Origin of the sequence: Bacillus sp. HY001 (assembly GCF_007558965.1) — a bacterium.
GTDB classification, from domain to species: domain Bacteria; phylum Bacillota; class Bacilli; order Bacillales; family Bacillaceae_G; genus Bacillus_A; species Bacillus_A mobilis.
On sequence record NZ_VLTE01000005.1, the window covers coordinates 625031 to 637873 of the forward strand.

Annotated in this window: 14 protein-coding genes; 5 read left to right on the forward strand and 9 right to left on the reverse strand. The window is 36.5% G+C overall.

Translation table 11 applies throughout. From position 1 onward, the window contains the following. The first annotated feature begins 28 nt into the window (after positions 1-28). Both FOT98_RS06010 and FOT98_RS06015 read left to right on the forward strand, forming a co-directional pair. The gene (locus FOT98_RS06010) at positions 29-1066 is read left to right on the forward strand and encodes a DMT family transporter (protein ID WP_144290973.1); all 1038 of its coding nucleotides are present in this window, start codon (positions 29-31) and stop codon (positions 1064-1066) included. Positions 1067-1136: 70 nt separating this feature from the next. Beyond that, positions 1137-1802 carry an MIP/aquaporin family protein gene (locus FOT98_RS06015; protein WP_000913204.1) on the forward strand — a complete coding sequence of 222 codons (666 nt, stop codon included), beginning with the start codon at positions 1137-1139 and terminating at the stop codon, positions 1800-1802. A 59-nt stretch (positions 1803-1861) separates the two neighbouring features. Here FOT98_RS06015 and FOT98_RS06020 read toward each other — a convergent pair whose 3' ends face one another. The 3 genes from FOT98_RS06020 to FOT98_RS06030 all read right to left on the reverse strand — a co-directional run bounded on the left by FOT98_RS06020 (position 1862) and on the right by FOT98_RS06030 (position 4519). Then, positions 1862-2293, reverse strand: coding sequence for an Rrf2 family transcriptional regulator (locus FOT98_RS06020; protein ID WP_000512998.1), 432 nt, complete (start codon positions 2291-2293; stop codon positions 1862-1864). Positions 2294-2411: 118 nt separating this feature from the next. After that, positions 2412-3632 carry an ABC transporter permease gene (locus FOT98_RS06025; protein WP_063261303.1) on the reverse strand — a complete coding sequence of 407 codons (1221 nt, stop codon included), beginning with the start codon at positions 3630-3632 and terminating at the stop codon, positions 2412-2414. A 2-nt stretch (positions 3633-3634) separates the two neighbouring features. Then, positions 3635-4519 carry an ABC transporter ATP-binding protein gene (locus tag FOT98_RS06030; protein ID WP_063261304.1) on the reverse strand — a complete coding sequence of 295 codons (885 nt, stop codon included), beginning with the start codon at positions 4517-4519 and terminating at the stop codon, positions 3635-3637. Positions 4520-4862: 343 nt separating this feature from the next. Here FOT98_RS06030 and FOT98_RS06035 point away from each other — a divergent pair, with 343 nt between their 5' ends. Continuing rightward, the gene (locus FOT98_RS06035; RefSeq protein WP_063261305.1) at positions 4863-5690 is read left to right on the forward strand and encodes a 5'-nucleotidase, lipoprotein e(P4) family; all 828 of its coding nucleotides are present in this window, start codon (positions 4863-4865) and stop codon (positions 5688-5690) included. 25 nt (positions 5691-5715) lie between these two features. Here the strand turns inward: FOT98_RS06035 and motB are convergent, their stop codons facing one another. Both motB and motA read right to left on the reverse strand, forming a co-directional pair. Then, the gene (gene motB / locus FOT98_RS06040; RefSeq protein WP_063261306.1) at positions 5716-6501 is read right to left on the reverse strand and encodes a flagellar motor protein MotB; all 786 of its coding nucleotides are present in this window, start codon (positions 6499-6501) and stop codon (positions 5716-5718) included. Continuing rightward, positions 6491-7285 (reverse strand): flagellar motor stator protein MotA, encoded by a 795-nt coding sequence (gene motA / locus FOT98_RS06045; RefSeq protein ID WP_063261307.1) that lies wholly within the window; start codon positions 7283-7285, stop codon positions 6491-6493. The genes motB and motA overlap by 11 nt, the downstream gene beginning before the upstream one ends. Positions 7286-7550: 265 nt before the next feature. Between motA and FOT98_RS06050 the strand changes: the two genes are divergently transcribed. Further along, the gene (locus FOT98_RS06050; protein ID WP_063261308.1) at positions 7551-8330 is read left to right on the forward strand and encodes a M15 family metallopeptidase; all 780 of its coding nucleotides are present in this window, start codon (positions 7551-7553) and stop codon (positions 8328-8330) included. A gap of 36 nt (positions 8331-8366) precedes the next feature. Here FOT98_RS06050 and FOT98_RS06055 read toward each other — a convergent pair whose 3' ends face one another. From FOT98_RS06055 to sdhC, 4 genes are all read right to left on the reverse strand, one after another. Next, positions 8367-8813 carry an acyl-CoA thioesterase gene (locus FOT98_RS06055; RefSeq protein ID WP_063261309.1) on the reverse strand — a complete coding sequence of 149 codons (447 nt, stop codon included), beginning with the start codon at positions 8811-8813 and terminating at the stop codon, positions 8367-8369. 92 nt (positions 8814-8905) lie between these two features. Then, positions 8906-9667, reverse strand: coding sequence for a succinate dehydrogenase iron-sulfur subunit (sdhB, locus tag FOT98_RS06060; RefSeq protein WP_001291830.1), 762 nt, complete (start codon positions 9665-9667; stop codon positions 8906-8908). Then, positions 9660-11453, reverse strand: coding sequence for a succinate dehydrogenase flavoprotein subunit (sdhA, locus tag FOT98_RS06065; protein WP_000676749.1), 1794 nt, complete (start codon positions 11451-11453; stop codon positions 9660-9662). Before sdhA ends, sdhB begins: the two co-directional genes overlap by 8 nt. Before the next feature lie 13 nt (positions 11454-11466). Then, positions 11467-12093, reverse strand: coding sequence for a succinate dehydrogenase cytochrome B558 (gene sdhC / locus FOT98_RS06070; RefSeq protein WP_000678354.1), 627 nt, complete (start codon positions 12091-12093; stop codon positions 11467-11469). Between the two features lie 300 nt (positions 12094-12393). Here sdhC and FOT98_RS06075 point away from each other — a divergent pair, with 300 nt between their 5' ends. Beyond that, positions 12394-12843 (forward strand): YslB family protein, encoded by a 450-nt coding sequence (locus FOT98_RS06075; protein ID WP_000042227.1) that lies wholly within the window; start codon positions 12394-12396, stop codon positions 12841-12843.

Genomic DNA, 12843 nt, shown 5'->3' on the forward strand with positions numbered 1-12843 from the left:
TCAATTTCCGAAAGGAGTGCTACACTTCATGCGCGCAATTTTATTAGGCCTTTTATCATCAGCCTTTTTTTCCGCAACCTTTATTATTAATAGAGCAATGAATGTATCTGGAACGAGCTGGGCTTGGACAGCTTCCTTCCGTTTTTTATTCGCTCTCCCTATTTTATTCCTTATCGTTTTATTTCGCAAAAACTTAAGGGGTTTATGGGAAGAATTAAAGAAACATCCATTAGCGTGGATCGGATGGGGTTCCGTTGCTGGTATTGGTTTCTATTCTTTATTAAGTTTCGCAGCTGTCTTTTCTCCAGCTTGGCTCGTTGCGGGAACTTGGCAAGTTACGATATTCGCAGGCTTACTCTTATCACCATTATTTTTCGTTAAAATAGAAACGAAATCAGGAACAAAACTTGTACGCGGAAAAATTCCACTTCGTAGTTTATATGTTGCATTATTTATTTTACTTGGTGTAATTTGTATGCAAGCGACTGCAGCAGGTCATATTACAATGACTCAGTTTATTTCAGGATTTTTACCTGTAGTGGTAGCTGCTTTCTTATATCCATTCGGCAACCGAAAAATGATGGAGCTTGTTGGCGGCCGTCTCGATACGTTCCAACGCGTATTAGGAATGGCAATAGGCAGTCTTCCTATAACAATTTTACTTGGTATATATGGATTTTCTACTACCGGTATTCCAACATCAAGCCAAATGCTGCAAGGATTTTTGTTAGCATTATGTTCTGGCGTAATTGCAACGATGACATTTTTCTTTGCAACTGACTTAGCAAAAGATAACCTCGCCCTACTTGGAGCTGTTGAAGCAACGCAAGCTGGAACGATGGTCTTTACCGTGCTTGGCGAAATTGTTTTCTTGAATGGTTCATTCCCTGGTGGGCTTTCCCTACTTGGAATGATTATTATTATGTTAGGAATGGTTGCAAATAGCATTTTAAATCGATCTGTTCCAATCGTTAAGCAGAAAAAACAGCATAAAAAGGAGTATGGTTCTATCCCAAAGAACCATACTCCTTTTTTATTGTCCCCCTATTTCGCCTTATCAGAATAGTATTTCATTAGCTGTTTATACTAAAACCTATGTTATAATACGTTTCATGCGCAATATTAGGAGGTAAATTATGTTAAAAAAAGCAATCGCTGAATTTATTGGTACATTTGTACTTGTATTATTCGGAACTGGAGTAGCTGTCATTGGCGGCGGAATTGAAGGAATTGGAACATTAGGAATCGCTATGGCTTTCGGTCTATCTATTGTGGCTATGGCATATAGCATCGGAACAATTTCTGGATGTCACATTAACCCAGCAGTATCAGTAGCTATGTTCATCAACAAAAGAATGAACGCTATGGAACTTTGTTATTATGTATTAGCTCAAATTTTAGGTGGTTTATTAGGAACTGCAACGTTAGTAACGATTTTACGCTCTGCTAAAACACCTTTAGATAATTTAGGACAAAATGGTTTTGGAACTCTTGGTTTATCTGGAGCATTTCTAGTTGAATTCATTTTAACTTTCGTATTCATTTTAGTTATCGTTGCTGTAACAGGTAAAAAAGGAAGTTCTTCTCTAGCAGGATTAGTAATTGGTTTCACATTAGTTTTAGTTCACTTATTAGGAATTCCGTTAACTGGAACTTCTGTTAACCCAGCTCGTAGTATCGCACCAGCTTTATTCGCTGGCGGAGAAGCACTTTCTCAACTATGGGTATTCATCGTTGCACCAATTCTTGGTGGTATCGTAGCAGCTATTGTTGGTAAATTTATTTTAAATACTGAAAAATAGAATTTTCAATATTTCTGAATAAAAAAAGGCGAGCCCTCATTATGAGGTTGCTCGCTTTTTTACTCTTTCATTTTGGACTTTAAGTTTGTAACTAATTGATCTACCGTTACATTTGCAAGTACGTTTTCCATCGCTTCTTGCGCTTGCATTAAAATAATTTCTAATACTGATTGAATATTAGCTCCTACTGGACATTCAATGTTGGGATTTTCATGGAAGGAAAATAGCTGTCCTTCTTCTACAACTTCCACTGCTTTATATACATCAAGTAATGTAATTTCTTCTAAATCACGAGCAAGTGTCGTACCACCTTTACCAGCTTGTACATCAACAAGTCCTGCTCTCTTCAACATTCCCGTAATGCGACGAATCACAACTGGATTTGTATTCACACTACCAGCAATCCATTCAGAGGTACAGCGAGAGTTTCGATCTATCGCAAGTAACGTTAACATATGAACACCTACTGTAAAACGACTACTAATCCCCATCTGCACACCCTCCTTTGTATTCATTCTATTAAAAGACGACTCTTATTATTATATACTATTTTTAATTTATACATAAAGAAAAAGCATGATTCCAATAGGAAATCATACTTTTCTCTCATTATTGACGCTTTATAAACTTCGCTAAATCTTTAAATTTCACTTTATCTGAGTAATTCATTACACCGTTTACGTAAATGCGGCTTGTAAGCATATTGATGATAACGATAGTCACCAATAAAATTACTAACGTCACACCAATTTCTACAGCGCCTGCTTCACCAGCTACAAGTCTTGAAAATGTAACCATAGGTGTAAAGAATGGAATATATGAACTAACTACAGCTAATGTACTATTAGGATCAAATAATGATTTAATACTAATGAAAAATGCTGCTATACCTAACATTGTAATTGGGAACGAAAGAGATTGCACATCCTCAATTTTTGATACAACAGCCCCAACTGCTGCATATAGCATTGCATATAGTAAGTAGCCCGTAACAAAATATACAACGAACATACTAATTACTACCGCATCCAATTTAGAGAAGTCTAGTGTAAGTCCTATTAAAGATGCGTTTTCTAAGTCTACCCACCCTAATAAATATGGTACAAGAAACCCGAAGGAAGCAATAACTAGTAATAGTAAAGCACTAGAAACAATTGCTAAAATTTTGGCATGTAGCATTGTTAATGGTTTTACTTTCGGAAGCATTAACTCCATAACACGAGATGACTTTTCAGATGCTATCGTCGTCCCTATTGCAGTTCCAAACACAATAATAAACATATATAAAGCAAACGAGAAAACATAGCCAATTCCAAAGGAAGATGCATGATCCTTTACTGCCTCTTGTTTTAACGGAATTTCCATTTGCAACTGTTTTGCTACTTCTGCAGATACATTATTTTTTTCAATCATTACCGCTGTATACTGTTCCTTTAAATAACTTGCCATAAGTGTAGCCGTTGATTGGCTTGGAAAACCACTATACATATACGTCACTTCTGGAATACCATTCTTTTCTGTAATATGGAATAAACCGTCTAACTCCCCATCTTCCACTTGCTTACGTAGCTCATTAAATTTATCCTTGTTTTCTACAGTTACTTTAGCAGACGGAAGTAACTTTTTCACATCACTTTCTTGCACTTTATAAGTATCGCTTTCCGTTACTACCGCAATTTTATCTTTTCCTTTATCGTTATCAGCAGTGAAATGATTAAATGCAAAAAGCCCAAACACAACTAAAAATAAAATCGCACTCGTAATTAATGACTTTTTAGATAAAAATGCTTCCCTAAAATAAAATGAAAATACGTGAGAAAATTTACGCATCGTTATTTCGCCCTCTCTACAAAGATTTCGTTTAACGTCGGCTCTAACATTTTAAATTGTCGTAAGGTAATACCTTGTTCTTGCAACTGTTGCAAAATCTTTAGAGCTTCTGCATCATCTTGTACTTGCACATAAAGAAGGCCTTGTTGTTTTTCATACGATACATGTATAGCTTCTAATCCCTTCTCATTCTCTTCTGTATCTTCAATCGTTAAATTACGGAAACCGTATTCTTTTTTAATATCACTTAATTGGCCTTTTACGACTGCTTCGCCTTTTTTCAAAATACATACATGTTGGCAAAAAGCCTCTACTTGTTCCATACGATGACTAGATAAAATAATGGTCTTTCCGCTCTGCACTTGTTCTTCAATAATGCTAGCTAACATTCCAGCATTAACTGGGTCTAGTCCGCTAAACGGTTCATCTAAAATGAGAAGTTCAGGATTATGAAGTAGAGCAGCAATTAATTGGATTTTTTGCTGGTTCCCTTTTGAAAGCTCCCCTGCCGTTTTAAATTTATATTCCGGTATTGCCAATCGATCTAACCAGTGATCAATAGCAAGGTCTACTTCTTTTTTCGTCATTCCTTCTAATCTACCAAAATATCGCAACTGATCTATTACTCTACTTTTTGTATATAAACCTCTCTCTTCTGGTAAGTATCCAATTGTTACCCCACTAGTCCCAAATGATTTTCCATCCCATGTAATAGATCCTTCATTAGGCGTTAATAATCCGAGAAGCATTTTGATTGTCGTTGTTTTCCCTGCACCATTTCGCCCAAGTAATCCTAGCACTTCACCTTTAGGTAACGAAATTTGCAAGCCGTTAACTGCTTTTGATTCGCCAAATAGTTTCGTTAAGTTTTGAATTTGTAAACTCAAAGTATAAAGCCTCCCCTTTAGTATCATTCATACTCTCTTTCAAAGACTATGTTTATGTAGGATAAAATATAGCACTACGCTTCATCCTTTTAATATGTAGCACCGTCTTAATCCATCATTTGTTCTATTTAGTTAAAATTGTAAATAATATCATGTGTTTTGTCAATTATAATTGTCATTTCGACAATAAAACTTGTCAAAATGATTCCCAACATTTTTCTCATCTTTCTAATATAGGACATACTACTATATATACAAAAGACAATATGCAAATGTTCATACAAAAAATATTATTTTTCGATATATAATATTAACTGATTTTCTAACATCGAGGAGGATACATATGAAGATGAAGAGGCGCATTACCACTTTATTATCTGTAGCAGTTCTATCTACATCGCTTGTAGCATGTTCAGGAACACAAGAGAAAACTGTGGCGAAAGAAGAGAAGGCAAAATTAACAGACCAGCAATTAATGGCTGATTTATGGTATCAAACAGCTGGTGAGACGAAAGCACTTTACTACCAAGGATACAATATCGGTCAATTAAAGCTCGATGCAATTCTTGCAAAAGGGACAGAGAAAAAACCTGCTATCGTACTGGATTTAGATGAAACTGTTTTAGATAACAGTCCTCATCAAGCAATGAGTGTAAAGACAGGAAAAGGCTATCCTTACAAATGGGATGACTGGATTAATAAGGCTGAAGCTGAAGCTCTTCCAGGCGCAATTGATTTCTTAAAATATACAGAATCTAAAGGTGTAGATATTTACTACATCTCAAATCGTAAAACGAACCAACTAGATGCAACAATTAAAAATCTTGAACGTGTAGGTGCTCCTCAAGCAACGAAAGAACATATATTACTACAAGATCCAAAAGACAAAGGAAAAGAAAAACGCCGTGAACTCGTTTCGCAAACACATGATATCGTCTTATTCTTCGGCGATAACTTATCTGATTTCACTGGTTTTGATGGGAAATCTGTAAAAGATCGAAATCAAGCAGTCACAGATTCAAAAACACAATTTGGTGAGAAATTTATTATTTTCCCGAATCCGATGTATGGTGATTGGGAAGGTGCTTTATATGATTATGATTTCAAAAAATCAGATGCAGAAAAAGATAAAATCCGTCGCGACAACTTAAAATCATTTGATGCAAAATAAAAGAGGATGGCATTCGCCATCCTCTTTATTGCATATTTCTCGTTAAAGGTAAAATAAACACTTCTACACGTCTATTTTTCGCCTTTCCTTCTTGCGTATCGTTCGGGGCAATTGAACGGTATTCTCCGTAACCAACCGCACTAAATTTCCCTGGCTGTAATTCTTTATTTTGCAGTAATACCTGCATAAAATTAACTGCCCGCTGCGTACTTAATTCCCAATTCGATGCAAATTGCGCATTTGCAATAGGAACATTGTCTGTATGACCAGATACTGTAATTTCACGAGGTGATGCTGAAACAAGTAAATTAGACATTTCTTTTGCAATACTTAGCGATTCTAATTTCACGTCCGCTTTCCCAGAATCAAATAGTACATTTTCTAATATCGTTACCTTGAGTCCTTTTTCTGTTAAATCAGTTTTAAAAGAAGAAGATAATTGATTTTCCTCAATATACTTATCGATACCTTTTTGTACCGCTTTTAATTCGTTCATTTCTTGCTGCTTTACTTCAGCTTCAGCGTTCTTTTTAATCTTCTCAGATTCTAGACTACTTGCCGATAACTCTTTCTCTTCATTCGGCTTTTGATCACTTAAAAACTCTTTGTTTCCTGTTCCACCTGCTAATTCGCTTCGAAACGCTACTGCCATCTGTTTGAACTTCGCAGCATCTATACTACTCATCGCAAATAAAACGATGAACAATGCAAATAACAACGTTAACATATCAGAATAAGGGATTAACCAAGTTTCATCGATATGTTCATCATGCTTTTTTTTCTTACGTCTTCTATTTTTTTTACTCCGCATTTTTTTCTGCCCCTTTTTCAAGCTTTTTACGCTCAGTTGCAGAAAGTGCACCTAAAATGCGGTTCTTCATAATAAACGGATATGTACCCTCTTGTAACATTAATAAACAATCAATAATTAAACGTTTTTTCTCTAATTCAGCTGCAGATTTTTGCTTTAATTTATTTGCAAATGGATGCCATAATACATAGCCTGAAAAAATACCAAAAATCGTTGCAATAAACGCACCCGAAATAGCATGACCTAACTTTTCAATATCAGTTAAATTGCCAAGTGCAGCTACAAGACCAATAACAGCACCTAAAACCCCTAATGTCGGTGCATATGTACCAGCTTGAGAAAAAATTGCTGCTCCTTTTGCATGCCTTTCTTCAATTGCTTCTAATTCAGCTTCTAAAATCTGCTCTAGATCTTCTGCGGATACGCCATCAATCACAAATTTCATACCACGCAAAAGAAATTCATCTTGAATTTTGTCTAATTGTTGCTCTAAAGACAAAATACCGTATTTTCTACTTTCTGATGTCCAATGAACAAACAATTCTAGCAACTGTTCATAACTTAAATCCTTTTTATTTGAACCAAAAAGAACTTTAAATAATTTTGGAACTCTTTTTAGTTGATTCATCGGAAATGCTATACATACTGCAGCAAATGTACCGATAAAAATAATTAATGCTGCGGCAGGATTCAATAAGGCTGTTACGTCAGCGCCCTTGACGACCATCCCTACTACTACCGCTACAAATCCTAAAATGAGCCCAATAATTGTTGCAAAATCCATTCCCATTCACTCCTAGTCTATACAAGAAGTTCTTCATTCTCGATAATCGCTACATCTTCTTATGTATATATATTACATAAAAAATGAATTTCATGAAAGATAAGAAATGAATTATATAAAAAAATACTACATTTTCACACATTTTCTGACATTTTCTTTGCATTTCTATTACGTTATGACTCTTATATTTCTTTTTCAGTAAACTAGACTTATAATAAAAAACGATACATATTTTATGAAGAAAGGACTGTGATTACAAGGCATCATGAAAAAGATAATCATTATTTCTGCCACTACTATTGTAATCGGTATCACTTCTTTCGCTTACTTTGGTTCTAAATCACCACTGCAAAATGAGGCGAAAGCTGTCGAAAGTCAACAGCATAGTAATCACCAAAAAGAAGAGATTCCAGCTTTTCCAAAAGCTGATCATAATGCAAAAAAACTAGACAATGATTTTTCCGTTGTAACAAATCCAGAGTCTAATCTTGTCTTAGTTAATAAACACCGAAAACTACCAGACGGATACACACCTGAAGACTTAACAAGACCGAACGTACCATTTACTAGTCCAAAAGATAAAGAAAAAACATTGCTGCGCAAAGATGCTGCAGATGCGCTTGAAAATATGTTTGAAGCGGCAAAGAAAGAAGGGCTTGAACTTACAGCTGTATCTGGTTATCGTTCATACAAACGCCAAAAATCATTACATGATACATACGTTAGACGTCAAGGAAAAGCTGAAGCTGATTCAGTAAGTGCCATTCCTGGTACGAGTGAACATCAAACTGGTTTAGCGATGGATATTAGTTCAAAATCTGCTAAATTCCAATTAGAGCCTATTTTCGGAGAGACAGCCGAAGGAAAATGGGTTGCGGAACATGCTCATGAATTTGGCTTTATCATTCGCTATTTAGAAGATAAAACAGAAACCACAGAATATGCATATGAACCGTGGCATTTGCGCTACGTTGGTAATCCATATGCTACATACATATATAAACATCATTTAACATTAGAAGAAGCAACGAAAGACAAAAAATAAGAGAGCAAATCGCTCTCTTATTTTCCATTTACTCTATCATTGTAGTAATTTTTTCTTCCACTCTTCAGGCCACGGTTCGCCTTTTCCTGTTTTTTTCGATGCTTGAACCATCATTCCACGACCAACTAAACAAACTTCTCCTTCTGCATTCTTCACCATATAATGCAAATCTAAAGAAGAATTCCCAACCGCTCCCGCTTTTACATACACCTTCAACTGTTCATCAAAATATATTTGCTTAATAAAATTACATTGTAAATCTGCAACAACGATCATCGTTTCTGAAGACTCATGCGTCCATTCTTGCATAAATCCAAGTTCTTTAAACAATGCGATACGTGCTTCTTCAAAATAAGTAAAGGCAACGACATTATTTACATGTCCAAACATATCTACTTCACCAAAACGAACTTTTACAGGATTATAAAATGAAAAACCACTTTCCCATTGCTCAAAGTCTTCAATATAAGAAATTCTCTTCATTGTTCCCTCTCCTTTTCGCCTTAAAATAAACAGAATAAACAGAAAAATAAAGTTATAAATATTGCCTCTTCAACATGAAGAGGCAATATTTATTAATAGTTATTGTCGCTACCAAAGAAATCTTTGAACGATTGAATTGTTGTATCACGGTTTAATGCCGCAATTGAAGTTGTTAATGGAATACCCTTTGGACATGATTGCACACAGTTTTGAGAGTTACCACAGTTTGCAAGCCCTCCATCTCCCATAATTGCACGTAAGCGGTCTGCTTTATGCATTTCACCCGTTGGATGTGAGTTGAATAAACGAGCTTGTGATAACGGTGCTGGTCCAATAAAGTCAGATTTACTATTTACGTTTGGACATGACTCTAAGCAAACACCACATGTCATACATTTTGAAAGCTCATAAGCCCATTGACGTTTCTTCTCAGGCATTCTTGGTCCTGGTCCTAAGTCATACGTACCATCAATTGGAATCCAAGCTTTAACGCGTTTTAGAGCGTTAAACATGCGACTACGGTCAACTTGTAAGTCACGTACAACTGGGAATGTCTTCATCGGCTTTAAGCGGATTGGTTGTTCTAACTGATCAATAAGAGCTGTACATGATTGACGTGGTTTTCCGTTAATCACCATCGAACATGCGCCACATACTTCCTCTAAACAGTTCATATCCCATGCAATCGGAGTCGTCTGATTTCCTTTTGAATCAACAGGATTACGACGAATTTCCATCAGTGCCGAAATAATGTTCATATTTGGACGATATGGAATTTCAAACTCTTGGTCAAACTCTTGTGCATCTGGTCCATCTTGTCTCGTAATGATGAGGCGGATTGTTTTCTCAGACATGTTGCTTATCCCCCTTCTCTTCACCCTTAGCAGCTACATCATGTTTTGAGGAATAGTCACGTTTACGTGGTTTAATTAATGAAACATCCACTTCTTCGTAATGGAATGCTGGTGCATTTCCTTCTCCTTCAAATTTCGCCATCGTAGTTTTTAAGAAGTTTGCATCATCACGATTTGGGAATTCTGGTTTGTAATGTGCTCCGCGGCTTTCATTACGGTTATATGCGCCAATTGTAATGACACGTGCTAACTCAAACATATTTGCAAGTTGGCGTGTAAATGAAGCACCTTGGTTACTCCATCTCGCTGTATCGTTAATGTTAATACGTTTGTAACGCGCCATTAACTCTTCAATTTTCGCATCAGTTTCTAGTAACTTTTTATTTTCACGAACTACTGTAACGTTATCTGTCATCCATTCTCCAAGCTCTTTATGAAGAACATATGCATTTTCGTTACCATCAAGCGTTAAAATATTGTTAAATTTCTCTGTTTCGATTAATTCATTTTGCTCATATACAGTAGATGAAACAGCATCAGATGATTTAGAAAGACCTTTCATATACTCAATCGCGTTCGGTCCTGCTACCATACCACCGTAAATTGCTGATAATAGTGAGTTCGCACCAAGGCGGTTACCACCGTGCATAGAATAATCACACTCACCTGCTGCAAATAAACCAGGAATACTTGTCATCTGCTTATAATCAACCCATAGTCCGCCCATTGAATAGTGAACTGCTGGGAAGATTTTCATTGGTAGTTTACGAGGATCATCACCTGTAAACTTCTCATAGATTTCAATAATTCCACCAAGTTTAATATCTAGTTCTTTCGGATCTTTATGAGAAAGATCTAAGTAGACCATGTTTTCACCGTTAATACCTAGTTTTTGCTCTACGCAAACATCAAAGATTTCACGCGTTGCAATATCACGAGGTACAAGGTTTCCGTAAGCCGGATATTTTTCTTCTAGGAAGTACCATGGTTTACCATCTTTATATGTCCAAACACGGCCACCTTCACCACGTGCAGATTCACTCATAAGACGTAATTTATCGTCTCCAGGAATTGCCGTTGGATGAATTTGAATGAACTCACCGTTTGCATAATATGCGCCTTGTTGATATACAGCAGAAGCTGCTGTACCTGTATTAATAATAGAGTTAGTTGATTTTCCAAAGATGATACCAGGGCCCCCTGTTGCCATAATCACGGCATCAGCTTGGAAACTTTTAATCTCCATTGTTTGTAAGTCTTGTGCAACGATTCCTCGGCACACACCTTCGTCATCCACAACAGCTCGTAAGAAATCCCAACCCTCGTATTTCGTTACAAGTCCTGCTACTTCGTGACGACGTACTTGCTCATCTAATGCGTATAGTAATTGCTGTCCAGTTGTTGCACCAGCAAATGCTGTACGGTGATGTTGTGTTCCACCAAAACGACGGAAATCAAGAAGTCCTTCTTCCGTACGGTTGAACATAACACCCATACGGTCCATTAAATGAATGATACCAGGTGCTGCTTCACACATTGCTTTAACTGGTGGTTGGTTCGCTAAGAAGTCCCCACCATAAATTGTATCGTCAAAGTGGATCCATGGAGAATCCCCTTCACCTTTCGTATTTACGGCACCGTTAATTCCACCTTGGGCACATACAGAATGCGAACGTTTTACTGGTACTAAAGAAAACAGTTCAACATTTACTCCTGCTTCCGCCGCTTTAATCGTTGCCATTAAGCCAGCCAAGCCACCGCCGACTACTATAAGTTTCCCTTTCATGCTCTCCCACTCCTTACTGGTTTGCTAGCTGTGGATCGATGAACGCTAATAATGCACTCACACCTACATAAGATAGACCTAAGAAAATAGCTAATGTTACATAAGTAGAGATTCTTTGTGAACGTGGAGATACTGTAATTCCCCAGCTGATGCAGAATGTCCATAGTCCATTTGCAAAGTGGAAAATTGTTGAAACAACACCGACTAAGTAGAATGCAAACATAGCTGGATTGTTTAAAATATCTGCCATCATATCATAGTTTACCTCTTTACCTAACATTGCTTGAATACGAGTTTCCCAGACGTGCCAAGAAATGAAAATCAGTGTAACGATACCTGAAATTCTTTGGAAGACGAACATCCAGTTACGGAAATAACCGTAAGAAACCGCATTGTTCTTAGCTGTAAATGCAATATATAAGCCATATATAGCATGGTACAGTATCGGTAAAAAGATGATGAAAATCTCTAGCGCGTACCGGAATGGAAGGAGCTCCATAAAGCCTGCAGCTTTGTTAAAAGCCTCTGCTCCTCGTGTTGCAAAGTTGTTTACAATTAAATGTTGCGTCAAAAAGACACCAACCGGGATGACCCCCATTAATGAGTGCCACTTACGAAACGTATACTCGCGGCCTTTCATGTCCCCATTACCCCCCTTGAATGTTTGACTGCTGTTTTCAGATTAGTTTACAACAATAATGTTTTTTCACTATTGGCATAAGAAAAACTGAAAAAATTATTCGAAATATTTCAGCATAATTTGATACCAAGTTCATTTTACTCCTATTTTTGTCGAAGCGTCAAGAAAACGTATACATAATTTGCATATAATTTGCCAATTCTTTTTTTCTTCTTATATATTCAGATTTTCCCAAAGAAAAATCTGTTTTTATAAATGAGAAATGTTATATAATAATCCCTATAGAAAGAGGGGAATATTGTGAGTAAAAATACAATCGATACAACATCTTTAGAAGATGTTTCATTGAACGCCTTCGCTTATGAATTGCTACGTGAAGAATTACTACCAGATTTAATCGGTAACGATTTAGATGGTATTTTATACTGGTCCGGTAGAAACCTTGCAAGAAAATATCCACTAGAAACAACTGAAGAAGTCATTCAGTTCTTCGAAAAAGCTGGCTGGGGCACTTTAAGCATTATTGAACATAAGCGTCGTGAAATGCAGTTCCAACTTAAAGGCACACTCATCGCTGAACGCCAAAAACAAAACAGACATTCTTCTTATCAATTAGAAGCTGGATTTATCGCTGAACAAATTCAAAAACAACGAAACGTCGTTGCAGAGTCCTATGAAGAAAAGAAAAAACGTTCAGACTCTATTACATTTCTTGTGAAATGGGATATAAAAGATCTCATCGAAGTGTAG

Bases quoted from the DNA above. Each gene is read 5' to 3' on its own strand.
- FOT98_RS06010 (WP_144290973.1), top strand. From the start codon at position 29: ATGCGCGCAATTTTATTAGGCCTTTTATCATCAGCCTTTTTTTCCGCA.
- FOT98_RS06015 (WP_000913204.1), top strand. From the start codon at position 1,137: ATGTTAAAAAAAGCAATCGCTGAATTTATTGGTACATTTGTACTTGTA.
- FOT98_RS06020 (WP_000512998.1), bottom strand. From the start codon at position 2,293: ATGGGGATTAGTAGTCGTTTTACAGTAGGTGTTCATATGTTAACGTTA.
- FOT98_RS06025 (WP_063261303.1), bottom strand. From the start codon at position 3,632: ATGCGTAAATTTTCTCACGTATTTTCATTTTATTTTAGGGAAGCATTT.
- FOT98_RS06035 (WP_063261305.1), top strand. From the start codon at position 4,863: ATGAAGATGAAGAGGCGCATTACCACTTTATTATCTGTAGCAGTTCTA.
- motB (WP_063261306.1), bottom strand. From the start codon at position 6,501: ATGCGGAGTAAAAAAAATAGAAGACGTAAGAAAAAAAAGCATGATGAA.
- motA (WP_063261307.1), bottom strand. From the start codon at position 7,285: ATGGATTTTGCAACAATTATTGGGCTCATTTTAGGATTTGTAGCGGTA.
- FOT98_RS06050 (WP_063261308.1), top strand. From the start codon at position 7,551: ATGAAAAAGATAATCATTATTTCTGCCACTACTATTGTAATCGGTATC.
- FOT98_RS06055 (WP_063261309.1), bottom strand. From the start codon at position 8,813: ATGAAGAGAATTTCTTATATTGAAGACTTTGAGCAATGGGAAAGTGGT.
- sdhB (WP_001291830.1), bottom strand. From the start codon at position 9,667: ATGTCTGAGAAAACAATCCGCCTCATCATTACGAGACAAGATGGACCA.
- sdhA (WP_000676749.1), bottom strand. From the start codon at position 11,453: ATGAAAGGGAAACTTATAGTAGTCGGCGGTGGCTTGGCTGGCTTAATG.
- sdhC (WP_000678354.1), bottom strand. From the start codon at position 12,093: ATGAAAGGCCGCGAGTATACGTTTCGTAAGTGGCACTCATTAATGGGG.